Genomic DNA, 26096 nt, shown 5'->3' with positions numbered 1-26096 from the left:
TGAGGTATTTGTCATGGCCACTGCCGAAAACAGCAACGCAACAGAGCAACCCAAAACCGACAGCAACCCGCGCAAACGCAGGATCATGCTGGTCGGCCTGGCGCTGATCGTCATCCTCGGCGCCCTGGGCGTGTGGGGCTGGTATGAGTTTTACGGGCGCTTCAATGAAAGCACCGACGACGCCTATGTGAACGGCAACGTGGTGGAAATCACCCCGCTGGTGACCGGCACCGTGGTCAGCATCGGCGCCGACGATGGCGACCTGGTCCACGAAGGCCAGGTGCTGATCAACTTCGACCCCAACGACGCCGCCGTCGGTTTGCAAAGTGCCCAGGCCAACCTGGCCCGCACCGTGCGCCAGGTGCGCGGCTTGTACAGCAATGTCGATGGCATGAAAGCCCAGGTCAACGCGCAGAAGGCCGACGTGCAAACCGCCCAGGACAACTACAACCGTCGCAAGACCCTGGCCCAGGGTGGGGCGATTTCCCAGGAAGAGCTGTCCCACGCCCGTGACAGCCTGACCGCCGCGAAAAATGCCCTGACCAACCTCGAGCAACAGCTCAAGACCAGCAATGCCCTGGTGGACGACACGGTGATTTCCTCCCACCCGGATGTGCAGACCGCCGCTGCGCAACTGCGCCAGGCCTACCTGAGCAATGCGCGCAGCACCTTGATCGCGCCGGTCACCGGCTATGTGGCCAAGCGCACCGTGCAACTGGGCCAGCGCGTGCAGCCCGGCACCGCGTTGATGGCGGTGATCCCGCTGAACCAGCTGTGGATCGATGCCAACTTCAAGGAAACCCAGCTGCGCGACATGCGCATTGGCCAGCCAGTGGACATCGAGTCGGATATCTATGGCAGCGACGTCAAATACAGCGGCACCGTCGACAGCCTCGGCGCCGGCACTGGCAGCGCGTTCGCCCTGCTACCGGCGCAGAACGCCACCGGCAACTGGATCAAGATCGTGCAACGGGTGCCGGTGCGCATCCATATCAACGCCGAAGAGCTGGCCCAGCATCCGCTGCGTGTGGGCTTGAGCACCGTGGTCAATGTCGACCTGCACGACAAGAGCGGTCCGGTGCTGGCGCAGCAGGCGCCGCAAAAGGCGACGTTCACCACCAATGTGTATGACCGCCAATTGGCCGAAGCCGATGCCATGATCAGTCAGTTGATCCATGACAACAGCGTCGCCGCTCCCAAGGCAGCGCAACGCTGATGAGCAATAACGCCTCCTTCACGCCGCCCAGCCTGCTGATGGCCACCATTGGCCTGTCGCTGGCGACCTTCATGCAGGTGCTCGACACCACCATCGCCAACGTGGCACTGCCGACCATCTCCGGCAACCTTGGCGTGAGTTCGGAGCAGGGCACTTGGGTGATCACCTCGTTTGCGGTGAGCAACGCGATTGCCTTGCCGCTCACCGGCTGGTTGAGCCGGCGCTTTGGCGAGGTGAAGCTGTTTTTGTGGGCGACCATGCTGTTTGTGCTGGCCTCGTTTATGTGTGGCATTTCCACCTCGATGCCCGAGCTGATCGCGTTTCGTGTGGTGCAGGGGCTGGTCGCGGGGCCGTTGTACCCGATGACCCAGACCTTGCTGATTGCGGTTTATCCACCCGCCAGGCGGGGCATGGCCCTCGCGTTACTGGCGATGGTGACGGTGGTGGCGCCGATTGCCGGGCCCATCCTTGGCGGCTGGATCACCGACAGCTACAGCTGGCCGTGGATCTTCTTTATCAACGTGCCGATTGGCGTCTTTGCGGTGATGGTGGTGCGTTCCCAGTTGAAGAAACGTCCAGTGGAAACCAGTTACCAGCCGATGGATTACATCGGTCTGCTGAGTTTGATCGTCGGGGTCGGCGCCTTGCAGGTCATCCTCGACAAGGGCAATAACCTGGACTGGTTCGAATCGGACTTCATCATCATCGGCTCGGTGATCTCGGCGGTTGCCCTGGCGTTTTTCGTGATCTGGGAAATGACCGACAAGCACCCGGTGGTCAACCTGCGGCTGTTTGCCTACCGCAACTTTCGGATCGGCACCATCGTGTTGATCGGGGGCTATGCTGCCTTCTTCGGCATCAACCTGATCCTGCCGCAGTGGTTGCAGACCCAGATGGGCTACACCGCCACCTGGGCGGGTCTGGCGGTGGCGCCGATTGGCATTCTGCCGGTGCTGATGTCGCCGTTCGTGGGCAAGTACGCGAACAAGTTCGACCTGCGTCTGCTGGCGGCGCTGTCGTTCCTGGCCATGGGGTTGAGCTGTTTCATGCGTGCGGGCTTCACCAGTGAGGTGGACTTCACGCATATCGCGCTGGTGCAGTTGTTCATGGGTATTGGCGTGGCGCTGTTCTTCATGCCCACCCTGACCATCCTGATGTCCGACCTGCCACCGAGTCAGATTGCCGACGGCGCGGGGCTTGCGACCTTCCTGCGCACCCTGGGCGGCAGCTTTGCGGCCTCGCTCACCACCTGGATCTGGATTCGCCGAGCGGACCAGCACCATGCCTACATGAGCGAGAGCATCAACACCTACGACCCGGCCACCCGCGATGCGCTGCAGGCGCTTGGCGGGGCAGGGCAGAAAGCCTATGCGCAACTCGACCAGGTCGTCACCAGCCAGGCGTACATGATGTCCACCGTGGATTACTTCACGCTGATGGGCTGGCTGTTCGTGGCGTTGATGTTGCTGGTGTGGCTGGCCAAGCCGCCATTCGGCGCCAAGGCCGGGCCGCAGGCTTCCGGGCACTGACCTGAGCCTGTACCGGGTCAAAAAGTGGGAGGGAGCAAGCCCCCTCCCACATTTGATTGTTGTGTTCTTGCGTCAAGCGCCTGGCAGGGCCAGCTGTGGGTTCACAAAATCAAACGTCGCCAGAGCAAACCCTTGCTCATCCACCTGCAACGCCCAGCCCTGCCTGTCCCAATCCCCCAGCACAATGCGCCTGGCCGCCTGGTCGCCAATCTGCAGCTTATGGATGGCCGGGCGGTGCGTGTGGCCGTGGACCAGGGTGCGCACGCCAAATTGCTGCATCACCTGCGGTACTTCGTCGGGGGTGACATCGACAATGTCGTTGGCCTTCATCCGCGTTTGCGCGCGGCTTTCGCTGCGCAGCTTTCGCGCCAGCTTGTGGCGTGTGCCCAGAGGCAGGTGGCGCAGGATAAACAGCACAATCGGGTTACGCAGGATGCGCCGCAGCTTCATATAGCCGAGGTCGCGGGTGCAGAGGCTGTCGCCGTGCATCAGCAGCACGGGTTCGCCGTACAATTGCACGACACTCGGGTCCTTGAGCAAGCTGGCGCCTGCGGCTTTGCAGAACGCCTTGCCGATCAGGAAATCGCGGTTGCCGTGCATGATAAAAATCGCGGTGCCGCTGTCGCTCAGTTCGCGCAGCGCGTCACAGATGGAACGCTGGAACGCGGTCATCCCATCGTCGCCAATCCAGGCTTCGAAGAAGTCCCCCAGAATGTACAACGCCTGGGCACCACGGGCGCGGCCGTGGAGCAGATCCAGAAACGCCCGGGTAATGTCCGGGCGATCCTCTTCCAGATGCAAATCTGAAATCAGCAATATCACCCAACGATCTCGGCTTTCTCGACGATGACGTCTTCTACCGGAACGTCCTGGTGACCGGCTTTACCGGTGGTCTGCACGCTTTTGATCTTGTCAACGACGTCCTGGCCTTCGATGACTTTACCGAATACCGCGTAGCCCCAACCCTGCACGTTCTTGCCGCTGTGGTTGAGGAAGGCGTTGTCGGCGACGTTGATGAAGAACTGCGCGGAGGCCGAATGCGGCTCCATGGTACGGGCCATGGCGACGGTGTACTTGTCGTTGGAAAGGCCGTTGTCCGCTTCGTTCTGGATGCTTGGACGCTTGTCTTTCTTCTCTTTCATGCCCGGCTCGAAACCGCCGCCCTGGACCATGAAGTTGCCGATGACGCGGTGGAAAACCGTGTTTTCGTAGTGGCCGGCCTTTACGTACTCGATGAAGTTGGCGACGGTGATCGGCGCTTTCTCGGCGTTCAGCTCGATGACGATGTCACCGTGGTTGGTGGTCAGTTTGACTTGAGTCATGTTCACTACTCTTTTCAGGGAATTCGTGGGTTTGGGCGTTTGAACGCTTTACCTGTCTGGCCAAACGGCGGCCAGGGCGCGCAGTTTAGCGTGCCTTGCAGGAATTTTGAGGTGGTTTTTTACCGCGCCTGTCATTAAAGCAGCAATTAAAGCAGCAGTTTTCGGCCGTGCCCTGTCAGGTGGTTGACCGCTTCGGCTATGATAAGCCCTTTGTTTTGTCTGGCCTCACCCGGCCACGAACCTGTCTGTTCAAGGATCCTATGAGCAAGCCCACTGTCGACCCTACCTCGAATTCCAAGGCCGGACCTGCCGTCCCGGTCAATTTCCTGCGTCCGATCATCCAGGCGGACCTCGATTCGGGCAAGCACACGCAGATCGTCACCCGCTTCCCGCCAGAGCCCAACGGCTACCTGCACATCGGTCACGCCAAGTCGATCTGCGTGAACTTCGGCCTGGCCCAGGAATTCGGCGGTGTCACGCACCTGCGTTTCGACGACACCAACCCGGCCAAGGAAGACCAGGAATACATCGACGCCATCGAAAGCGACATCAAGTGGCTGGGCTTCGAATGGTCCGGTGAAGTGCGCTATGCGTCCAAGTATTTCGACCAGTTGTTCGACTGGGCCGTCGAGCTGATCAAAGCCGGCAAGGCCTATGTGGACGACCTGAGCCCGGAACAGGCCAGGGAATACCGTGGCACCCTGACCGAGCCGGGCAAGAACAGCCCGTTCCGCGACCGTTCGGTAGAAGAGAACCTCGACTGGTTCAACCGCATGCGCGCCGGCGAGTTCCCGGACGGCGCCCGCGTGCTGCGCGCGAAGATCGACATGGCCTCGCCGAACATGAACCTGCGCGACCCGATCATGTACCGCATCCGCCACGCCCATCACCACCAGACCGGCGATACGTGGTGCATCTACCCCAACTATGACTTCACCCATGGCCAGTCCGACGCCATCGAAGGCATCACTCACTCCATCTGCACCCTGGAGTTCGAAAGCCATCGCCCGCTGTACGAATGGTTCCTGAGCAATCTGCCGGTACCGGCGCAACCGCGTCAGTACGAGTTCAGCCGCCTGAACCTGAACTACACCATCACCAGCAAGCGCAAGCTCAAGCAATTGGTGGATGAAAAGCACGTGCACGGTTGGGATGACCCGCGCATGTCTACCCTGTCGGGCTTCCGCCGTCGCGGTTACACCCCGGCGTCGATCCGCAATTTCTGCGAGATGGTCGGTACCAACCGTTCCGACGGTGTGGTCGACTTCGGCATGCTCGAGTTCAGCATCCGCCAGGACCTCGACGCAAACGCGCCGCGCGCCATGTGCGTGCTGCGGCCGTTGAAAGTCGTGATCACCAACTACCCTGAAGGCCAGGTCGAAAACCTCGAGCTGCCGCGTCACCCGCAAAAAGAAGAGCTGGGCGTGCGCAAGCTGCCGTTCGCGCGGGAAATCTACATCGACCGTGACGACTTCATGGAAGAACCACCAAAAGGCTACAAGCGCCTGGAGCCGAACGGCGAAGTGCGCCTGCGCGGCAGCTACGTGATCCGCGCCGACGAGGCAATCAAGGACGCCGATGGCAACATCGTCGAACTGCGCTGCTCGTACGACCCGGACACCCTCGGCAAGAACCCTGAAGGCCGCAAGGTCAAAGGCGTGGTGCACTGGGTGCCGGCTGCGGCCAGCATCGAGTGCGAAGTGCGTTTGTACGATCGCCTGTTCCGTTCGCCAAACCCCGAGAAGGCCGAAGACAGCGCGAGTTTCCTCGACAACATCAACCCTGACTCCCTGCAAGTGCTCACCGGTTGTCGTGCCGAACCCTCTTTGGGCGACGCACAGCCGGAAGACCGTTTCCAGTTCGAGCGCGAAGGTTACTTCTGCGCGGATATCAAGGACTCGAAACCTGGTCGGCCGGTATTCAACCGTACCGTGACCTTGCGTGATTCGTGGGGCCAGTGATTCTGTTTAAGGAACTGTCGTGCTAACGATCTACAACACACTCAGCAAGACCAAAGAAGTCTTCAAGCCGCTGGATGGCAACAAGGTGCGCATGTACGTGTGCGGCATGACCGTGTACGACTACTGCCACATCGGCCACGGCCGCAGCATGGTTGCCTTCGACCTGGTGGCCCGCTGGTTGCGGTTCAGCGGCTATGACTTGACCTATGTGCGCAACATCACCGACATCGACGACAAGATCATCAACCGCGCCAATGAAAACGGCGAGTCGTTCGACGCACTGACCGCGCGCATGATCGCCGCGATGCACGAGGACGAGGCGCGCCTCAACATCCTCAAGCCGGACATGGAGCCGCGTGCCACCGATCACATCGCCGGCATGCACGCAATGATCCAGACCCTGATAGACAAGGGTTACGCCTACGCTCCGGGCAATGGCGACGTGTACTACCGCGTGGCCAAGTTCATGGGCTACGGCAAGTTGTCGCGCAAAAAAATTGAAGACCTGCGTATCGGCGCGCGCATCGAAGTCGACGAAGCCAAGCAGGACCCCCTCGACTTCGTGCTGTGGAAAGCCACCAAGCCCGGCGAGCCGAGCTGGGAATCGCCGTGGGGCGCCGGGCGTCCGGGCTGGCACATCGAATGCTCGGTGATGTCGACCTGCTGCCTGGGCGAAACCTTCGACATTCATGGCGGTGGCAGCGACCTGGAGTTTCCGCACCACGAAAACGAAATCGCCCAGAGCGAAGCCGCCACCGGCAAAACCTACGCCAATGCCTGGATGCACTGCGGCATGATCCGCATCAATGGCGAGAAGATGTCCAAGTCCTTGAACAACTTCTTCACCATTCGCGACGTGCTGGAAAAGTACCACCCGGAAGTGGTGCGTTACCTGCTGGTGTCCAGCCATTACCGCAGCGCCATCAACTATTCGGAAGACAACCTCAAGGACGCCAAGGGCGCCCTGGAGCGTTTCTACCACGCGTTGAAAGGCTTGCCCGCCGTGGCCCCGGCCGGCGGCGAAGCGTTCGTCGCGCGGTTTACTGAAGTGATGAACGACGACTTCGGTACGCCGGAAGCCTGCGCGGTGCTGTTTGAGATGGTGCGTGAGATCAACCGCCTGCGTGAGACGGATCTTGACGCAGCGGCGGGCCTGGCGGCGCGCTTGAAAGAGCTGGCCAGTGTGCTGGGCGTGCTGCAGATGGAAGCCGATGACTTCCTGCAGGCCGGTGCCGAAGGGCGAGTGGATGCAGCGCAAGTGGATGCGCTGATCCAGGCGCGTCTGGCTGCCAGGGCTGGCAAAGACTGGGCGGAATCCGACCGTATCCGTGACCAACTGACCGCGATGGGTGTGGTGTTGGAAGACGGGAAGGGCGGGACGACGTGGCGGTTGGCAGATCAGGTTTGATCGGTAAACGCTGAACAAAAAAATGCCCCGACTGGTTCGGGGCTTTTTTTGTCGTGCAAATAGCCGATGGAACCTCCGGCTTGCGTCATGCCACTGAGCGATTGGGCCGTTCGGCCTTTCAATCAGCCAGTGGAGAAAAACCGAACATGTGGAATCCGGGAGTGATGGGATCGGTAGATGGGCGTGCGCGTTATTCGCCCATTCAGTCGCACCTGCAGGCGAGGCCTGCCGCGCACGAGGCCGACGTTGCTGCGGTCAGGTAATGGGTCAATGAGTGGCTTCGTGCTACGCCGGGGGCCCGGACGCAGTGGGCGCCAGGCCTGGTAGACAGGTTAAAGGTGATTCGGGATAAAACCGATGATGGCGGCTTCAAGAACAATCTCAACCAACTGATTCATACCGTGGAGGCCTACGGGCAGTCACGGATGGCTCGTCAGCCGACGACGCAGCCGGCCCCGCATGCAGACGTTTTGCGACGGCCCGAGCCGAGGTCCGTAGCCGTTCAACGACCTGCGTACCACAGACCTTCACTGCATAACCCGCAGCGCTTTTATCAGCAGGCTCCCACTCAGTGGGTGAATCACCACGATGTCTACACGGCAAGGACTGATCCTGGCAGGAGGCCTGGCGTTGGCAATGAACCCGGCAATATCTGGAGTGGTTTCAAGCAGGGGTCCAACAAGGGCAATTGCACCACGGCTGCATCGATAAAGATCGCGATGATGAGGTTTGGTCAGAAGCCTACCGATATCTTCAAGCAGGTGATCGCTTCGGCTGATGGCTGGAACATCCAGATGCGCGATAACCGTTGGTATCACCTGTCCAAGTCTGAGCTGACGCAGGCAACGCGTAGATCTGAATTCAGTGGTGATAGTCCTTCGATGGTGGCAGACGCTAATTTCCTGTATGCCGTGAGTGCCAAACGGGCACAAATGGAGAACAAGCTGCCGGCGGTTACGTCGTCAGCGGAAGCAAAAAACCGTGCACCCTGACTCACCACTTCGACGTCATCACCTTTGATGTGAACTACGTGGACCCTGAAGGCCGCACGCACCTGGGGATCGGCGCAGGTGTTGCCGGCGACCCACGTATCGAACGCAAACCGTTCTGGTCGGTTCCGCATTTGCAGGCCGCGGACAGTCATGAGGTCAGGTTCAATAATCTCGTGGTGCCCGACGCCATGATGCACTTCAGCACAGCGCTGGATGATCAACTCGGTGATACCGAGCAAGGCATGGGCAGCCATGTGTTCGCCATCTGGTTTCAATTGCTGGCCAGCGCGTCCTATCTGGGGATGGCCTGCGCGTTGGCGTCTCGCGCATTGCTGTCGCGCAAAGGCTCGCCGGAGGATCGCGCGCTGTTACTCATTGATCTGCAGGTGGCTTCGCGGGTACTGGCCTTTCATCCGTCCTCCAGGGCCGCCAGCAGCGCATTTTTGTGCGAGCAACTGAGCTAACCCCGGGGACGGTTGCATAGCCTGTCGCCGTATTGAATCAGTCGCGGACGCCAGGGTTTTTCGCGGGGGTTACCGGCGTTTTCCTATAGTGGGCGAGCAATTCTATTCCTACCTTGGCGTTAACAGTTCTCAGGACGAGGACGCTTTCACTAGCGCTTTGCCGAGGATTGAACATGCCTGCTTCCTTGACCGGGTACCCCACGCACCCAATTGCGTATCCATTCCCACCTGAAAGCCAACCGGATAGCCCAGCGCCTTCTACCCCGCTTGCTGACAGCCCGCTTATGCCTGCCGAGCATCAGCAAGCGGTACCTGGCTTACCGCGCCACCAGACACGCAGCGGGCCAGTATTGCCTGGGCTGCTGCGCAACCCCGCCGACTCAGTCGAGTTTGAACACGGCGCGTCACGGCGCCGCAAACGTGAGAGCGTGCAGGCGCCAGAAAAACCCAGGCGCCATACGCTAGGTGTGTTGGGGAACCCGCCATCTCATTCCGGCGATGCAGATAAAAACCTTCAGGCGCAGTTGATCTCAACGATGGGCAGCGTGACTGATTCGTCAGTGACGGTGCCTGCACGGTCTCTGATTTCTCAACCCTACGCCCTCTTCAAGCAGGTGGTGAATCAGCCCGAGGTATTGGCCTGGCTCAGGGGCAAGGGTTTCTCGCTGGACTCGGTGGTTATCGGCAGCAACAGCGTGTCGGGCTTTGTCACCCATAACGGCGTGGTCTCTCGTCAGACCTACAGCCTGCAGGACACGTCCGGCTGGTGGCAGGTGTCCGCGCGCGTGAGGCGCGCGCTTGAGGCGTTGGACCCCACTCACCACGGTGTTCCTTATGTCACAGCAGATAGCCCGCACGTTTCGCGAAACGTGGCGAGTCTGTTCTACGGCGTTCAGCCCGCCGTTACCCAAGAGCAGGCGAGCACGCTTGTGAAACAGATGGAGGCGAACTGGCCCCCGTTGTCTGCGACAGAGACACGCAATCACCTTCTCAGGCTCGAATGGTCAACACGCGGAATCAACGCGCTCGACGATCAGGAAAACCTCGCAGACGCTCTGGAACGGGCGGCCAGCGGCATCGCTGACAGCGCGCCGATTTCGTTGGCGAATATCGGGTTCAGCCCAGTGTTGAGTGAACCCGTGCCAGGCGCGCCATGCACCGATGAGCGTTGTACGCTGCAAGAGGTCGCCAGGTCGATGAACCTGGATGAACTCGACACGGCAGGTGACGTTCGCGCCGCGGCCAACTGGCTGCGTACGCGCTTTGCGCCGCCCCCACAAGACAGCAATTACGCGCAGCTGCTGCCCAAGCAGTGGGCTGTTGGTACCTTGTCGGCGAATGACAAGCGCGCGCTGGCGGCGTTGGCGACCGATCAGAAGTATGGCGCCAATACGGTAGGGGCCCAGTTGGGGCGTCGACTCGTGACGCAGGTTATCCCGCAGGACACCGCCGCTAATGCAGACCGGATCTGGCACCAGTTGCTCAACACGCCGCTGGCGCAGGCGTGGGGCAGAGAGCTCGCCCAGCATTTGAACTGGACTCAACGAACGGATGACGATGCTGCCGGTGCCAGGCAGCGACGAGCGCTGGTGACCAGCGCCATCCTGCTCAGTGTCGATCCGCAGGCGCCCGCAAGCCCCGGCCACTCGGCGGGTTATCACTTCTACGCCCCGGCCAATATGGGTCGCGAGATGGGGGCGGTGCGCAAGGATTTCGAAAGGCACCTGGTGGAGGAAAAGGGCGTGAGCGTGCGCGCCGCGCCCTTGTTGGCGCACCTGTTCCTGGCGCATGCCGCACCGGAGTTCCTGGTAAAACCGAATCCGCCACACGCCGACAATACGCTTGAGCAACTTGGGTTGTCGGTGGATGCAATACGCATTGGCAGCCCTGCGTGGATGACCCTCAACCTGGGAACGGCCCTGGCGGAGGTGTGGGGAGGGGCAGGCGCCAGCCGTGGCATGAACCTCAATGAGCTGGGCGCGCTGACCATGTCGCAAGCCTTCCCGCCGGCGCAACAGGCCCTGGTCGAAGGGTTGGGCGCAAAAGTGGTGCTCGACGTCGGGGTCATGGCGGGCATCGTGCCTCAGCGCAGCGACGATCAATACACCGCTGAGGATTACCACAAGGCCCGCGACGGCATTGAACGTCGTGCTCAAATGCTCGAAAACGCCATCGAAACGCTCGGCGTATCGCCCCCTACCCGCACCGGTCTGGCGTTCAAGGCACTTAAACCGACGTTTCCGGAGTTGACGGACGACGAACTGCAAACCCTCACGTTGCGAAAGCCCGCCACCAAATTCGATCTTATAGGGAGTGGGGTCAATGCAAAAAAGCCCACGCTGGTGGAGGCTTATGCAACGGGGGATCTGCACAAGGGGCCGTTTGGCTTCACCCATCCGCTCATCACCCAGGCAGAGTTCGACAGGCGGATCGCATCACTCGAAAAAATTGCCGACCAGGTCCCCGGCGCAGTCGATGGGTATCTGGGCGACACCAAAGCTGCGATGCCTGCCCTAATGAAAATGACACTTGCGAACTTGCCGCTCGACATTCGACAGGCGTTGGAATGGGGAACCGTTGATATCTACAGACTGCGCCAGGAAACCGGTGAGACTCAGCCTCAAGACGCCGCCACAGGCAACAAGGTCGCCCGCAATCGAGGCTGGCACGGGTCGTTGTTGCGCGTCCGCTATCAGGATAAAACCCATTACTGTGAGTTCTTCCCGGCGTCCGGGAAAATCATTGATCGCACGGCAGATCTGGCCGGAAAAAACCTGAAACTGAATGAGGGCGTGATCGAAGAGGTGCGAGAGTACCTGGTGCGAAAACCTTCCAGGGTGCATCGGTATTTGCGTGGTACCCAGCAGCCGTTCGACTTCAACGCTTACCTCACTGGCGAGGCACCACGTCCCGGCGCATCGTCGAAAGTCATCATCTCGAGAGTGGGCGCATCGCTGGGTGGGTCGTCTGCGATCGGGCAGGGTGGCAGCCGCAATGAGTGGGTTCCCGACACCTTTGAGTCGGTCAAGACTCAGGCGATCGTCGACACCCTCCTTCAGGGTAACTACATCGGCAATTACAGCGGTCATCGCCAGGCAATGCTCGATTATGCGAATGCGGTGCTACCCAGCGAAGACAACGCAATGGGCTATGTGGATCGTTTGATGAGCAAGGAGAACGGGCGCGCGCTGGTGTCGATGATTTCGTTTGTCGGCGCGCTGGTCGACATCTACGAAGGGAGTGTCAGTCAAGGAGTGAAAGGGTTGCTGATTGATCTTGTGTCGCTCATCGGCACAGGCGGTTTACAGACGGTCTACAAGACGGGGAAGGCCATCAGACTGGCTTCACGCTTGAACAGACAGGCCTTCGTGGCTAACTCCCTTAAGGAAAGCAATGCGTTGCTTCGTGCGTTGTTCAATCCGACAGAGGGATTTCTGGGACTGTGGGATCAACCTGGCAAATTATCGAAGTTTTTGACGCGTACCCAACGAGGCCTTCCCGTGAAAGTGGGGATGGGGGTATATGTACCTGCGGATCTTTTTGAAAAGGCGCGCTTTTCCCAGGGCACGTTCCCCAGTGTGTCCGAGATGCTCGAGAAGGCAAACGCGGCACCGTTCGCATCGGTACCGAGCGTTGTCAATTAAGAGGTGGGCCGCCCCCTCCCGGTTAGCTTCAACGGCGGCTGCTGACCTCCGCAGGTACATCGTCGCCAGCCATGCGTTTACGGAACAACGCCGTGCGCGCCAGCAGCAGCGTGGTGACCGGCACCGTGATCGACAGCAAAATCGGAATCAACCACCCGTGCAGCACCGGCCCGGACTTGAGCACCGAAAAGTAGATAATCGACGCCAGCGCCACACACCAGGCGCCCAGCGTCGAGGCCAATGCCGGCGGGTGCATGCGCTGGAAGAAGTCCTTCATGCGCAACAACCCCAGCGCGCCGATCAGCGCAAACACACTGCTTGACACCAGCAGCACCGCCACCACGATCTCCATCCACATCGGCATCATTCAATCACCTCCCCACGCAGCAGGAATTTGGCCAGGGCGAACGAGCCCACGAAGCCGAACAGTGCAATCAGCAACGCCGCTTCAAAGTAGGTGTCACTGGCATAACGAATGCCCAACACCAGCATCATCAGCATCGCCAGGATGTACAGGTAGTCCAGCGCCAGAACGCGGTCCTGGGCCGACGGGCCCTTGAACAGGCGGATCAGGGTCAGCACCATGGCCAGCGAGAACAGGAACAGGCTGAGCAGGATCGCATTGGAGAGCAGGGCGCTCATTCGAAGATCTCCATCAGGGGGCGCTCATAGGTGGACTTGAAGTGTTCGATAAATGGCGCTTCGTCCTCCAGGTCGAACACGTGCAACAACAGCACGCTGCGGTCCAGCGCCAGTTCCGACCAGATGGTGCCGGGCACCACGGTGGTGATCATCGACAGCGCAGCGAGGCCGTTGGGGCTGCGCAGGTCCAGGGGGACCCTCACAAAGCGCGAGCGCGGCGGGCGCGCGCCGCACACCAGCACACCCCACGCCACTTGCAGGTTGGACACAATCACATCGCGGCCCACCAGCAAAAACAGGCGGATGATCACGCCAGGGCGGCGCAGGCTGATCGGCTGCGGACGCAGCGGCGCCATCATCAGCGGGGCGAGAAACCCCAGCAGCGCGCCGAGCAACAGATTGCCGGGGCTCACCGACAGGTTGAGCACCAGCCACAGCACCCACAGTGCCAATGACAGCCACGGCGCAGGCAGCAAGCGCTTCATGGTTGCACCTCCAGGGCGGCGGCCTTGCCTTCGGGGCTCGGCACCGGGCGCGTGGCCATTACCGCCATCACGTAGCTCTCGGGGTTGTTCAGGCTCTTGGCGGTCGCCAGGGTATAGCGCATCAACGGCTCGGCCTTGAAGGTCAGCGCGATGCACAGGCCCAGCAGCAGAAAGATTGGCACGCACTCATAGCGGCGCAGCAGCGGCGACGGGCGCTCTTCCGGGGTCCAGAAGCGCTGGGTGCCCAGGCGCGCAAAGGCAATCAACGAGGCCAGGCCGGAGAGGATCAACAGGGCCACCAGGCCCCAGGCGGCCGGCCGGATCGGCTCATTGACCGCATTGCCCAGGCCCAACGGATTGACCAGCGCACTCAACAGGCTGAGCTTGCCGATAAACCCGGACAGCGGCGGCATGCCGATAATCAGCAGCGCACAGGCGACAAAGCTCAGGCCGAGGAACGCCATCGTCCACGGAATCACCTGGCCGACCACGGCTTTCTGTTCGTCATCGAGGTTGACGCCGGGGCGCGGATGCAAGGATTCCATGGCCTTGGGCAGTGCGTCGATTTCTTCATCCAGCGGCAGGTCATTGGCCGAGCGCGAGCGCTCGATCAGCTCCGCCAGCAGGAACAGCGCACTCAAGGCCAGGGTGGAACTCACCAGATAGAACAGCGCGCCAGCCGTCAGGCTGGGCTGGGCAAAACCCACCGACGACAGCAGGATGCCGGCCGACACCAGAATGCTCAGGCTGGCCATGCGCTCCAGTCGTTGTGCCGCCAGCATCGCCAGCGCCGCGCAGACGATGGTCGCCATGCCGCCGTACACCAGCCAGTCGCCGCCGAACAGCGCTGACGCACCGGCCTGGCCGGAGAACAGCAGGGTCCACAGGCGCAGCACGGTGTACACGCCGACCTTGGTCATGATCGCGAACATCGCCGCCACCGGTGCACTGGCCGAAGAGTAGGCCGGCGCCAGCCAGAAGTTCAGCGGCCACATGCCGGCCTTGGCCAGGAACGCCGTGGCGAGGATCGCGGTACCGGCGTGCAACAAGCCACGGTCAGCCTCCGGCACCAGCGGAATTTTCAGCGCCAGGTCGGCGAAGTTCAACGTGCCGGTCACGCCGTAGATCATCGCTGCGCCAATCAGAAACAGCGACGAGGCCAGCAGGTTGATCGCAATGTAGTGCAGCCCCGACGACACTCGCGCGCGGCCGGAACCGTGCAGCATCAGGCCGTAGGACGCGGCCAGCAGCACCTCGAAGAAGACGAACAGGTTGAACAGGTCGGCGGTGAGAAACGCGCCGTACAGGCCCATCAACTGGATTTGGAACAGCGCGTGGAAACTGGTGCCGGCACGGTCCCAGCGGGCCATGGCGAACATCAGTGCGCTCACGCCAATGATCCCGGTCAGCACCAGCATCAGCGCCGACAGTTGATCCACCACCAGCACGATGCCGAACGGCACCTGCCAGTTGCCCGGCAGGTACACGCCAATGGAGCTTGGGCCACCCTGTTGCGTCCAGTACAGCAGCAGAGCCGCCACGCCGACGCCGAGCAGGCTCGACAGCAGGTTGATCTTGGCCTTCAGCGGGCGGCGTTTCTCGCCCAGCATCAGCATCAGCCCCGCCGTGAGCAACGGCAGCAGAATCGGTGCGACGATCAGTTGATTGACCCAATTCATTCCTTGGGCTCCCGGCCGTCGACATGGTCAGTGCCGGTCAGGCCCCGAGACGCCAGCAACACCACCAGGAACAGCGCGGTCATGGCGAAGCTGATCACGATGGCCGTGAGCACCAGCGCCTGGGGCAGGGGGTCGGTGTAGTTGAGCAGGTCCTGAGGCACGCCGTCCTTGATGATCGGCTCCTTGCCGATAAACAGGCTGCCCATGCTGAAGATGAACAGGTTGACCCCGTACGACAGCAGGCACAGGCCCATCACCACCTGGAAGGTCCGTGGCCGCAGGATCAACCAGACGCCCGAGGCCGCCAGCACCCCAATGGCAATTGCAATGACTTCTTCCATCAGGCGGCTCCTTGTGTTGCGGCAACCACTTTGGCCTGGTTGCTGGGTTTATGGGCGCGCACCGATTGGTGACCCAGGGCGGTGAGCATCAGCAGGGTCGAACCGACCACCATGGCGTACACGCCAACATCGAAGAACAGCGCGCTGGCGACGTGAATATCGCCCAGCACCGGCAGGCTCAAATGCCAGGTGTGGGTGGTGAGGAACGGGTAACCGGCAAACAACGCGCCCAGCCCGGTGAGGGTGGCCGAGAGCAGCCCGAAGCCCATCCAGCGCATCGGCCGCAGGTTCATCTGCGCCTCCACCCACTGGGTGCCGGCCACCATGTATTGCAGGATAAACGCCACCGACATCACCAGGCCTGCGACAAAGCCGCCGCCAGGCTGGTTGTGCCCGCGCATGAACAGGTAGAACGACACCACCATCGCAATCGGCAGCAGCAGGCGCACCAGCACCGCTGGCACCATCATGAAGCCCAGTGCGGTGTCGCTGGCCTGGCGCGGGTTGACCAGGTCAGTGGCCACATCCGGCGCCAACTGACGCTGTTGCGTGGGCAGTTGCATGCTTTCCTTCGAGGGGCGGAAGCGTCGCAGCAGCGCGTATACGGTGAGCGCCACGGCGCCGAGCACGGTGATTTCACCCAGCGTGTCGAAGCCACGGAAGTCCACCAGCATCACGTTCACCACATTACTGCCGCCGCCTTCGGGCAGGGCACGGCTCAGGTAGAACGAGGAGATATCGTTGGGCGTCTGGCGGGTCAGCATCGCGTAGGACAACAGCGCCATGCCGCCGCCCACCGCGCTGGACAGCAGGAAGTCGCGCAGGCGGCGGATGCGCGCCTTGCGCAGCGTGCTCGGCAGCGGCGAGACCTCTTCGATCCGCCTCGGCAACCAGCGCAGGCCGAGCAGAATCAGCACGGTGGTCACCACTTCGACCACCAGTTGCGTGAGTGCCAGGTCCGGTGCCGAGAACCACACGAAGGTGATGCAGGTCATCAAGCCGCACACGCTGACCATGGTCAGGGCCGCGAGTCGGTGGTACTTGGCTTGCCAGGCGGCGCCCAGGGCGCAGGTGATGGCCAGTACCCACAGGGTCACGAACACCACCGAGCCAGGGATCTTCGGCCGGTCGCCCCAGGTGAGGCCGCTGCCCAGCATGGGGATCATGGCGCCGATCACCGCCACCAGCACCAGCAGGAACAGCTGGGTCTGCAGGCGCTTGGTGCTCAGGCGTTTTTCGATTTTGCGCACGCCGCGCATCATCACCACCAGGCTGCGCTCGAAGCCGCGCTTGCCGTTGAAGTAGCTGATCAGCGGCGGGTACTTGAAGCGCCCGCGCTTGAGTTGCTTGCGCAGCATCAGGTACAGCACCACACCGCCGGACATCGCCACCAGGCTCATGACCATCGGCGCGTTCCAGCCGTGCCAGATCGCCAGGCTGTACTCGGGCAACACGCCGCCCACCACCGGCAGCGCCGCCGCCGCGAGGAGCGGGCCGACCACCTGGGCCGGGAAGATCCCCACCAGCAGGCAGGTGAACACCAGCAGCTCGACCGGCGCGCGCATCCAGCGCGGCGGCTCGTGGGGTGTGTGGGGCAGGTCGGTCGCCGGCGGGCCGAAGAACACGTCAACGGTAAAGCGCAACGCGTAGGCCACACTGAACGTGCCGGCAATGGTCGCGATCAGCGGCAGGGCGATTTCCACCCATTCGGTGGACGAGATAAACACGGTTTCGGCGAAGAACATCTCTTTGGACAGAAAGCCATTGAGCAACGGCACGCCGGCCATGGACGCACTGGCCACCATCGCCAGGGTCGCGGTAAACGGAATCAGGCGCACCAGGCCGCTGAGCTTGCGGATATCCCGCGTGCCGCTTTCGTGGTCGATGATGCCCGCCGCCATGAACAGCGAGGCCTTGAAGGTGGCGTGGTTGAGGATATGAAAGACGGCGGCGACCGCCGCCAGCGGGCTGTTGAGGCCCAGCAGCAGGGTGATCAGCCCGAGGTGGCTGATGGTGGAATAGGCCAGCAGGCCCTTGAGATCGTTTTGAAACATGGCGCAGTAAGCGCCGAGTACCAGGGTAATGGCGCCGGCACCGCCGACGATCCAGAACCATTCTTCGCTGCCCGACAGCGACGGCCACAGACGGGCCAGCAGGAACACGCCGGCCTTCACCATCGTCGCCGAGTGCAGGTACGCAGAAACCGGTGTAGGCGCCGCCATCGCGTGGGGCAGCCAGAAATGGAAAGGGAACTGCGCACTTTTGCTCAGCGCGCCCACCAGCACCAGAGCCAGCATCACCGGGTACAGCGAGTGCGCGCGAATCTGATCGCCCGCCGCCAGCACCTGATCCAGGTCGTAGCTGCCGACGATATGCCCCAGCAGCATCACCCCGGCCAGCAGGCACAGGCCGCCGGCACCGGTGACCATCAACGCCATGTAGGCGCCGCGTCGCGCATCGGCGCGGTGGTGCCAGTAGCCGATCAGCAGGAACGAGAACAGGCTGGTCAGTTCCCAGAAAAACACGATCTGGATCAGGTTGCCGGAGATCACCAGCCCGAGCATGGCGCCCATGAAGGCCAGGAAAAACGCAAAGAAACGCGGCACCGGGTCATCCGGCGACATGTAGTAGCGCGCATACAGCGACACCAGCGTACCGATGCCGAGCACCAGCATCGAAAACAGCCAGGCAAAACCGTCCATGCGCAGCACGAAGTTCAGGCCGAGGCTGGGCAGCCACGTGAATTCCTCGCGGATCACGCCACCGTAGGCGATCTGAGGGTAAAGCAGGGCGACCTGAACCGTTCCGACCAGCGCCACAAGGCCTGCCAGCAGCGATTCGGTATTACGTGCATTGTGCGGCAGCAAGGCCGCCAGACAGCTGCCAATGAATGGCAGAAGCAGTAGAACTATCAGGGACATAGGCTTCTAATCTGCGGGAGTTTGGGATGCATCATACGTGCCGCTTTCTCGATCACCAAACGCCAAGGTGTGGCAGGATCCTACAGAAGCGGTCGAATAATCTCATTTGGCAATATTTCAAGCCGCACCGTTCAATGTGGACGGTCCGCCCTCAGCCCCGCTGTTCCTCTTCCAGCGCATCCTGAAGTTCCAAGGCCTTTTGCCCCTTGGTCTTCAACTCGCTCACGATCACCGCCACCACAATCAACAACGCCCCCAGCATCGCAATCGGCGGGAAACGTTCCCCGGCAAGGCGCCCGACCACGCCTGCCCACACCGGCTCCCCGGCGTAGATCAGCGTGGCCCGTGTCGGCGAAACGCTCTGTTGTGCCCAGTTCATCGCCACCTGAATCACCGCGCTGGTCAGGCCCAGGCCTGCCGCGCTGAACAGCAGCAACCACGAGAACCCCGGCAGCGCCTCGCCCATCGGCACCACCATCAGGAACGACAGCAACGAGGCGGTGGCCAGTTGCACCACCGTCACCCGGCGCACGTCCACCTGGCCTGCGAAGGCGCTGATCAGGATGATTTCGGCGGCAATCGCGACAGCGCCGATCAACGTGGCGATTTCCCCTGCGCTGAAATTCAGCGACGCGCCCGCCGGGCCAGTCAGCAGCATCAACCCGGCAAACGCCAGCATGATGCCAATGCTCGGCATCAACCCCGGGCGCCGGCCCAGCACCAGCCATTGCAGCAAGGGTACGAAGGGCACGTACAACGCGGTAATGAACGCCGACTGGCTGCTGAGGATGGTTTGCAGGCCGATGGTCTGCAAACCGTAGCCGAACATGATTGCCACGCCGATGAACACGCCGGCCTTCAGCTCGAACAGGGTCAGGTCGCGCAAGGTGCGCACGGAAAAGAACCCCACCACAATGGCGGCGGCGGCAAAGCGCAGCCCCACGAAGAACATCGGCCCGCTGACCGCCATGGCGTGCTGCACCAGCAAAAAGGTGCCGCCCCAGATCATGGTGATCACCACCAGGATGCATTCGGCTTTGCTGAAACGGTTGAAACGCGACGGGGAGTTCGGGGTAGTCATGGCGGCTCGGTCTTGCAAGGGAGGGGCACGGACCGCACAATGCGCCGCACGCTGGGCAGTATACTGCGCACACCCACCCATTGAGCAATATAGTGCACAAAGAAAATCCACACCGGGCCTCGGTCCTGCAGCACGTCAGCCAGAACGTGCGTCGCCTGCGTCACGCCGCCGACCTCAGCCAGACTGCGCTTTCGGAAAAGTCCGGGGTCAGCCGGCGCATGCTGGTGGCCATCGAGGCCGGCGAGAAAAACGTCAGCCTGTCCACCCTCGATCGCGTGGCCGAAGCGCTGGACGTGGCTTTCAGCGACCTGATCCAGGCGCCTGGTGCACCCGACCACAGCCGCATCAACGAGCTGGTCTGGGCCGGCGAGATTGCCGGCAGTAAAGCCGTGTTGCTGGCCAAGGCCACCGCGCGCCGCGAGGTCGAACTGTGGGAGATGCACCTGGCGCCGGGTGATCGCTACACCCCCGGTTCCGACCCGGACGGCTGGAGCGTGCAACTGTTCGTGTTCGAAGGCTGCCTCACCTTGCTGGTGGGCGCTGAAGAAAAGCGCGTCGCCGCCGGTGAGTTCTACATGTTCGCCAGCCGCCATGTGCACGACTATCGCAATGATGGCGAGGTGGCCGTGCGGTTTGTGCGCAACGTTGTGATCTGACTGTTGGTGCGGCAACAGTGGCTGAACACTTTGCTGGTTTCAGCCTTGTAAAGATCCCCGAATACCGCGGCAAACGCCTGATTTTGCTGGTGATTACATTCAGGCACGACTCCTGCAATCACGCCGATAACCTATCGGAGCCTGGAGTCGGCCCATGTCAGCCCATCCTCAACACCCTGCCCACCTCATCCGCTCGGACGCCGAAGCCATCGAGGTCGCCACCCGCCTGGCCGCACGCTTTGCCGTCGAGGCCAGCGCGCGCGACCGCGAGCGTCGCCTGCCAGTGGCCGAGCTCGACGAGTTTTCCGCGAGCGGACTGTGGGGCATCACGGTACCCAAGGCCTACGGCGGCGCCGGTGTGTCCTATGTGACGGTGGCCGAGGTGATCAAATTGATCTCCGCCGCCGACCCGTCCCTGGGCCAGATCCCGCAGAACCACCTGGGCATCGTGGATATCCTGCAGCAAACCGCCAGCGAATCGCAAAAGCGCCATTACTTCGAAAAGGTCCTCGCGGGCTATCGTTTCGGCAACGCGTTCTCCGAAGCCAAGAGCAGGAACGCCGGCACCTTCGACACGCAGATTCGCTTCCACGGCGACACCGCGCAGGTCGACGGCGAAAAGTTCTACTGCACCGGCGCGCTGTTCGCCCATATCGTGCCCACCGTCGGCAACAACGAACACGGCCAGGCGTTTATCGCCCTGCTTGAGCGCGACGCGCCGGGCCTGAGCGTGATCGACAACTGGGACGGCTTCGGCCAGCGCACCACGGCCAGCGGCGGCGTGACCCTCGACGGCGTGACGGTGCCCCTGAGTGCGGTCATCCCGGCGCATGAGGCCTTCGACCGGCCAACCGCCCACGGCCCGATCTCACAGATTATCCAGGCCGCCGTCGACACCGGCATCGCCGTCGGTGCGCTGGAACAGGCAAAGCTGCATGCGCGCCAGGCTCGCCCGTGGATCGACAGCCAGCAGGACCACGGCTGGCAGGACCCTTTCACCATCGCCGGCATCGGTGACCTGCAATGGCGTGTGCACGGCACCGAAGCCATTCTCGCCCGGGCCGGCCGGGCGATCGACCTGGCGCTCGCCGAACCCAACGAAGACACGGTCGCCAACGCGTCGCTGATCGTGGCCCAGGCCAAGGTCCTGTCGGCTGAAACCGCGTTGCTCGCCAGCAGCAAGCTGTTCGAGCTGGCCGGCACCCGCTCGGTCACCGGCAAACACAACCTCGACCGCTTCTGGCGCAACGCGCGCACCCACACCCTGCATGACCCGGCTCGCTGGAAGTACCACCTGATCGGCAACTTCGTGCTCAACGGCGTAAAACCTGCGCGCCACGCCTGGAACTGAGGAACCCCGCCCATGACCGCCCTGAACCAAGCCCGCCAACTGCTGGAAACCACCCGGCGCTTCGTCGCCCGCAGCGACGACCCCTATGTGATCAGCCGCTTCGGCGACTTGCAGATCCGCGTCGACCTGGCCGCGGCCCTGCTCGAACGCGTCGACACCCACCCCAGCCCGGTGGCGCTCACCGAGGCGCATATCGCTGCCGCCGAGGCCCTGATCGCCGTGAGCAACGCCGAATTCGAACTGACCGGCCAACGCACCGCGCTGCCGTCGACCCTGGATGACCCGTTGCGCCACAAATACCGGATCGTCGGCAACTATCACCTCAACGGAGTGTTTTGATGGCCCGTGAAATCCGCTTGAACGCCTTCGACATGAACTGCGTCGGCCACCAGTCTCCCGGCCTGTGGGCGCATCCGCGTGATCGTTCGTGGCAGTACAAGGACCTGGAATACTGGACGGACCTGGCGAAAATCCTTGAGCGCGGCAAGTTCGACGGCCTGTTCATCGCCGACGTGCTGGGCATTTATGACGTGTACAACGGCACGGGCGACGCGGCGATTCGCCAGGCGACCCAGGTGCCGGTCAATGATCCTTTGTCGCTGATCGCACCGATGGCGCTGGTCACTGAACACCTGGGGTTCGGCCTGACCGCCTCATTGTCGTTCGAGCACCCGTATCCGTTCGCCCGCCGTTTGTCCACGCTGGACCACCTGACCAAGGGCCGCATCGGCTGGAACATTGTCACGTCTTACCTGGAAAGCGGCGCCAAGAACCTCGGCCAGCAAGCCCAGACCGAACATGACGCGCGCTACGACTACGCCGAGGAGTACCTTGAGGTCTGCTACAAACTCTGGGAAGGCAGTTGGGAGGAGGGCGCGGTGCTGCGTGACCGTGAGCGGCGGATTTTCAGTGACCCGAGCAAGATTCACGAGATTCGCCATGTGGGCAAACACTTCCAGGTGCCTGGCATTCACCTGTGCGAGCCGTCGCCGCAGCGCACGCCGGTGCTCTACCAGGCCGGCGCTTCCAGCCGTGGCAAACAGTTCGCGGCCGAACAGGCCGAGTGCGTATTCGTCGCCGCACCGTCCAAGGTGCTGCTGAAAAAGACCGTCGCCGATATCCGCCGTCGTGCTGCCGAGGCCGGGCGCGACCCGAGTAAAATCCTGATCTTCAACCTGCAGACAGTGATCGTCGGCGAGACCGATGCCAAGGCCAAAGCCAAGTTCGACGACTACAAGTCCTATGTCAGCTACGAAGGCGCCATGGCGCTGATTTCCGGCTGGACCGGCATCGACTTCAGCCGTTTCCAGCCGGATGAACCGCTCAAGCATGTGCACACCAACGCCATCCAGTCGGCGGTGGAAGCGTTTTCCACGGCTGACCCGAACAAGGTCTGGACCCCCAATGAGCTGGCCGATTGGGTTGGCATCGGCGGATTCGGTCCGCTGTTCGTCGGTGGCCCGCAAACCGTCGCTGACCTGCTGCAGGAGTGGGTGGAAGAGACCGACGTGGACGGCTTCAACCTGGCTTACGCGCTGACCCACGAAACCTTCATCGACGCCGTGGACCTGCTGGTGCCCGAATTGCAGAAGCGCGGCGTGTACAAGACCGACTACGCCCAGGGCACCCTGCGCGAAAAGCTGTTCGGCGACGGCGCCCGCCTGGCGCCCAACCACCCCGGCGCCGGCTACCGCGACCTCAAGGCAAGCGCGCTGTAACCGCCGAACTTTTTGGTGTGGCGAGCAGGCTTGCCCTGCGCTGGGCTGCGCAGCAGCCCCAAAACCAGCGTCCACGGAGTATCTGAGACACCGCAGTCGCCTTTATCGGGACTGCTGCGCAGTCCAACACGGGGGAAGCCCTAATGCCGTTCAGTTAAGGAAATTTTGTGGGCTTATTGTGGCGAGCGGGCTTGCCCCGCGTTGGGGTGCGAAGCGCCCCCAATCAAGCAAAACGCGGTGTACCTGATACGGCTCAGCGTCTGGTTTTGGGGCTGCTGCGCAGCCCAACGCAGGACAAGCCTGCTCGCCACAGAAGCCCTTCCTGCCGGGGGGTGCGCTGGCCGACTCAAACCTGCAGCGGAGATCAACACCATGAACCAACCTGCCACACAACCCGCGCGCCCGGCGCTGCTGAGGGTCGACGACATTGAGGTGATCTACGACGGCGCGATCCTGGCTGTGGCCGGGGTATCGCTGAGCGTGCCCAAGGGCGCCATCGTGGCTTTGCTCGGCGCCAATGGCGCGGGCAAGAGCACCACGCTCAAGGCCATCTCGGGGCTGGTGCGCGCCGAGCGTGCCGACGTCAGCCGGGGCGTAATCGAATACGCCGGGCAGGACCTCGCCGGTATCGACCCCAGCCTGCGTGTGCGCCAGGGCATGGTGCACGTGCTCGAAGGTCGCCACGTATTCGGCCAGTTGACCGTCGAAGACAACCTGCGCAGCGGCGGCTTTGTGCGGCGCTTGAGTCGCAAGGCCATGGCCCAGGACCTGGAGCGCATCTACTGCTGGTTCCCACGGCTCAAGACCAAACGCCACACCCGCGCCGGGCTCACGTCGGGAGGTGAGCAGCAGATGGTCGCGATTGGCCGTGCGTTGATGACGCGCCCAGAGCTGGTATTGCTCGACGAGCCGTCCATGGGCCTGGCGCCAATGATCGTGCAGGAGATCTTCGCGATCATCGCCCAGCTCAACCGTGAGCAGCAGGTGAGTTTTTTGATCGCCGAGCAGAACATAAACGTTGCGCTCAACTATGCGTCCCATGGCTACGTGCTGGATACTGGGCGCGTTGCCTTGAGTGGCAGCGCCGCTGAACTGCTGGCGCGGGGCGACCTGCACGATATTTACCTGGGCAAACAGTAAGGGCCAACCCGCATGACTGAATCCACCCGCAACGCTGATGTTCTGATCATCGGCGGCGGCCTGAGCGGCACGATGCTCGCCGTGCAGCTGTTGCGCCTGCCCGGCACACGCCAAATCCTGGTGATCGAGCCGCGCGCCGAGCTGGGGCGCGGCGAGGCCTACAGCGCGGTCGAGCTGGGCCACACGCTGAACGGCAACGCGGCGCGCATGAGCGTCGACCCGGACAATGCCGATGACCTGACCCAGTGGCTCACCGACCATATCGCCGCCGGTGGCTGGCCGGAGTCCGATCAGCAGCACGTGCCGGTCAGTGAATTGTTCCCGCCACGCGGGCTGTTCGGCCTGTATGTGCAGCAGCGCCTGGCCGAAGCCAAGGCGCAGTCCACCTCCACCGTCGAGCATGTCCGCGCTGAAGCGGTCGACCTGCAGGTCGAGGCGGGCGCTGCGCTGTTGACCCTGGATAACGGCGAGCAATTGCGCGGTGCCCATGCCGTACTGGCCACCGGCATGTTCCCGGCGGCGCGCACGCCACAGACTGACTCCAGCGGCGTCAACGCAGCGGCGGTGGACCCTTGGGACGTGCAGGCGATGACGCGGATCGACCCGCAGGGAAGTGTGCTGATCATCGGTTCCGGGCTGACCATGGTCGACGCCGTGGTGTCTCTTGAGCAGGCCGGGCATCGTGGGCCGATCGAAGTGTTTTCACGCCACGGCCTGCTGCCCCATGTGCGCCGGCAGCCGCCAGCCTGGGAGGACTTTTTGAGCGCCGACCCTGCGCTGCGCAGCCCTCGGCAATTACTGCGCGCGCTGCGCCGCCAGTGCCGCCGCGCGCTGGCGCAGGGCATTGATTGGCAGGCCCCGCTGGACACCGTGCGTGCGCACATTGCCCGGCTGTGGAGCCAGGCCAGCGAGGGCGAGAAGCGTCAGTTCGTGCGGCATGTACGGCCGTGGTGGGAAAGCCATCACCACCGTGCGCCGCCGTTGAGTGCCGAGTTGGTGGCGCGGTTGCAGGCGCAGGGGCGATTGCGCATCCGGGCGGCATCGTTCAAGGGCCTGGCGCCTGCCGCCAGCGGCGTGAGCATTCGCCTGCGTTTTCGCGGCGAGCAAGGCATTACCCAGGTGAGCGGCGCCGCGCTGATCAACTCCAGTGGCATCGAATACGACTGGCGCCGCGTAGCCCGGCCGCTGCCGCAACAGTTGCTCAAGCGCGGGCTGATCCAGCCCGGCCCGCTGGCGTTGGGAATCGCGGCGGATGCGACCGGTGCGGTGCTCGATGCCCAGGGTAGGGTCAGCACGCACCTGTTCGCCATGGGCCCGCCATTGCGCGGGATGTGGTGGGAAAGCACAGCGGTGACCGACGTGGCACTCCAGGCCAAGGCCCTGGCCCTGGAACTGACGACGATCTAAAAGTGCGAGCGGGCCTACTGTAACAAGCGTGCTTACTGTGACAAACGGGCTTGTTGTGGCGAGCGGGGCAAGCCCTAATGCCGTTCAGTTAAGCGCAGATTCCCTGTGGCGAGCAGGCTTGTCATGCGTTGGGCTGCGC

Annotated in this window: 22 protein-coding genes; 13 read left to right on the top strand and 9 right to left on the bottom strand. The window is 62.5% G+C overall.

The genetic code is table 11. The annotated features are described in order from the left end of the window. The first annotated feature begins 13 nt into the window (after positions 1 to 13). Positions 14 to 1216: an HlyD family efflux transporter periplasmic adaptor subunit gene (locus tag JOE32_RS07845; protein ID WP_209982931.1), complete on the top strand. Its 1203-nt coding sequence runs from the start codon at positions 14 to 16 to the stop codon at positions 1214 to 1216. Then, positions 1216 to 2745 (top strand): DHA2 family efflux MFS transporter permease subunit, encoded by a 1530-nt coding sequence (locus JOE32_RS07840; RefSeq protein ID WP_209982929.1) that lies wholly within the window; start codon positions 1216 to 1218, stop codon positions 2743 to 2745. Before JOE32_RS07845 ends, JOE32_RS07840 begins: the two co-directional genes overlap by 1 nt. A gap of 72 nt (positions 2746 to 2817) precedes the next feature. On the opposite strand, the gene lpxH is transcribed toward JOE32_RS07840, so the two are convergent. Together lpxH and JOE32_RS07830 are read right to left on the bottom strand one after the other, a co-directional pair. Further along, positions 2818 to 3567, bottom strand: coding sequence for a UDP-2,3-diacylglucosamine diphosphatase (lpxH, locus tag JOE32_RS07835; RefSeq protein ID WP_209982927.1), 750 nt, complete (start codon positions 3565 to 3567; stop codon positions 2818 to 2820). Beyond that, positions 3564 to 4067 (bottom strand): peptidylprolyl isomerase, encoded by a 504-nt coding sequence (locus JOE32_RS07830; RefSeq protein ID WP_209982926.1) that lies wholly within the window; start codon positions 4065 to 4067, stop codon positions 3564 to 3566. The genes lpxH and JOE32_RS07830 overlap by 4 nt, the downstream gene beginning before the upstream one ends. Positions 4068 to 4327: 260 nt before the next feature. Between JOE32_RS07830 and JOE32_RS07825 the strand changes: the two genes are divergently transcribed. From JOE32_RS07825 to JOE32_RS07805, 5 genes are all read left to right on the top strand, one after another. Next, on the top strand, positions 4328 to 6028 hold the full coding sequence (locus JOE32_RS07825; RefSeq protein ID WP_209982924.1) for a glutamine--tRNA ligase/YqeY domain fusion protein: 1701 nt from the start codon (positions 4328 to 4330) through the stop codon (positions 6026 to 6028). 19 nt (positions 6029 to 6047) lie between these two features. Further along, positions 6048 to 7436, top strand: coding sequence for a cysteine--tRNA ligase (gene cysS, locus JOE32_RS07820; RefSeq protein WP_209982921.1), 1389 nt, complete (start codon positions 6048 to 6050; stop codon positions 7434 to 7436). A gap of 338 nt (positions 7437 to 7774) precedes the next feature. Next, a complete protein-coding gene (locus JOE32_RS07815) occupies positions 7775 to 8428 on the top strand; it encodes a hypothetical protein (RefSeq protein WP_209982919.1) in 654 nt (217 codons plus the stop codon). 38 nt (positions 8429 to 8466) lie between these two features. Then, complete coding sequence (locus JOE32_RS07810; RefSeq protein ID WP_209982917.1) at positions 8467 to 8892, top strand: hypothetical protein; 426 nt, start codon at positions 8467 to 8469, stop codon at positions 8890 to 8892. A 284-nt stretch (positions 8893 to 9176) separates the two neighbouring features. Further along, complete coding sequence (locus JOE32_RS07805; protein ID WP_209982915.1) at positions 9177 to 12536, top strand: hypothetical protein; 3360 nt, start codon at positions 9177 to 9179, stop codon at positions 12534 to 12536. A 28-nt stretch (positions 12537 to 12564) separates the two neighbouring features. On the opposite strand, the gene JOE32_RS07800 is transcribed toward JOE32_RS07805, so the two are convergent. From JOE32_RS07800 to JOE32_RS07770, 7 genes are all read right to left on the bottom strand, one after another. Beyond that, positions 12565 to 12903 (bottom strand): Na+/H+ antiporter subunit G, encoded by a 339-nt coding sequence (locus tag JOE32_RS07800; protein ID WP_209982912.1) that lies wholly within the window; start codon positions 12901 to 12903, stop codon positions 12565 to 12567. Next, a complete protein-coding gene (locus JOE32_RS07795) occupies positions 12900 to 13178 on the bottom strand; it encodes a K+/H+ antiporter subunit F (protein ID WP_010209507.1) in 279 nt (92 codons plus the stop codon). Before JOE32_RS07795 ends, JOE32_RS07800 begins: the two co-directional genes overlap by 4 nt. Further along, a complete protein-coding gene (locus tag JOE32_RS07790) occupies positions 13175 to 13663 on the bottom strand; it encodes a Na+/H+ antiporter subunit E (RefSeq protein WP_209982910.1) in 489 nt (162 codons plus the stop codon). Before JOE32_RS07790 ends, JOE32_RS07795 begins: the two co-directional genes overlap by 4 nt. Then, entirely contained in the window at positions 13660 to 15342 is a 1683-nt protein-coding gene (locus tag JOE32_RS07785; RefSeq protein WP_209982909.1) for a monovalent cation/H+ antiporter subunit D, read from the bottom strand. The genes JOE32_RS07790 and JOE32_RS07785 overlap by 4 nt, the downstream gene beginning before the upstream one ends. Beyond that, positions 15339 to 15683 carry a Na+/H+ antiporter subunit C gene (locus JOE32_RS07780; protein ID WP_003192163.1) on the bottom strand — a complete coding sequence of 115 codons (345 nt, stop codon included), beginning with the start codon at positions 15681 to 15683 and terminating at the stop codon, positions 15339 to 15341. The genes JOE32_RS07785 and JOE32_RS07780 overlap by 4 nt, the downstream gene beginning before the upstream one ends. Further along, on the bottom strand, positions 15683 to 18604 hold the full coding sequence (locus JOE32_RS07775) for a monovalent cation/H+ antiporter subunit A (RefSeq protein ID WP_209982906.1): 2922 nt from the start codon (positions 18602 to 18604) through the stop codon (positions 15683 to 15685). The genes JOE32_RS07780 and JOE32_RS07775 overlap by 1 nt, the downstream gene beginning before the upstream one ends. Positions 18605 to 18755: 151 nt before the next feature. After that, the gene (locus JOE32_RS07770; protein ID WP_209982905.1) at positions 18756 to 19685 is read right to left on the bottom strand and encodes a DMT family transporter; all 930 of its coding nucleotides are present in this window, start codon (positions 19683 to 19685) and stop codon (positions 18756 to 18758) included. Positions 19686 to 19777: 92 nt separating this feature from the next. Between JOE32_RS07770 and JOE32_RS07765 the strand changes: the two genes are divergently transcribed. From JOE32_RS07765 to JOE32_RS07740, 6 genes are all read left to right on the top strand, one after another. Beyond that, a complete protein-coding gene (locus tag JOE32_RS07765) occupies positions 19778 to 20341 on the top strand; it encodes an XRE family transcriptional regulator (RefSeq protein WP_209982903.1) in 564 nt (187 codons plus the stop codon). Positions 20342 to 20495: 154 nt separating this feature from the next. Beyond that, positions 20496 to 21692 (top strand): SfnB family sulfur acquisition oxidoreductase, encoded by a 1197-nt coding sequence (locus tag JOE32_RS07760; protein ID WP_209982900.1) that lies wholly within the window; start codon positions 20496 to 20498, stop codon positions 21690 to 21692. A gap of 12 nt (positions 21693 to 21704) precedes the next feature. Next, on the top strand, positions 21705 to 22031 hold the full coding sequence (locus JOE32_RS07755; RefSeq protein ID WP_209982899.1) for an acyl-CoA dehydrogenase: 327 nt from the start codon (positions 21705 to 21707) through the stop codon (positions 22029 to 22031). Next, positions 22031 to 23410 (top strand): LLM class flavin-dependent oxidoreductase, encoded by a 1380-nt coding sequence (locus JOE32_RS07750; protein ID WP_209982897.1) that lies wholly within the window; start codon positions 22031 to 22033, stop codon positions 23408 to 23410. Before JOE32_RS07755 ends, JOE32_RS07750 begins: the two co-directional genes overlap by 1 nt. A gap of 372 nt (positions 23411 to 23782) precedes the next feature. After that, the gene (locus tag JOE32_RS07745) at positions 23783 to 24550 is read left to right on the top strand and encodes an ABC transporter ATP-binding protein (protein WP_209982895.1); all 768 of its coding nucleotides are present in this window, start codon (positions 23783 to 23785) and stop codon (positions 24548 to 24550) included. Between the two features lie 12 nt (positions 24551 to 24562). Continuing rightward, positions 24563 to 25957, top strand: coding sequence for an FAD/NAD(P)-binding protein (locus tag JOE32_RS07740; RefSeq protein ID WP_209982892.1), 1395 nt, complete (start codon positions 24563 to 24565; stop codon positions 25955 to 25957). The last annotated feature ends 139 nt before the right edge of the window (positions 25958 to 26096 follow it).

Source organism: Pseudomonas sp. PvP025 (assembly GCF_017832155.1).
Taxonomy (GTDB): Bacteria; Pseudomonadota; Gammaproteobacteria; order Pseudomonadales; family Pseudomonadaceae; genus Aquipseudomonas.
The sequence above is the reverse complement of the archived record's forward strand: the minus strand, read 5'-3'. Positions and strand labels throughout refer to the sequence as shown.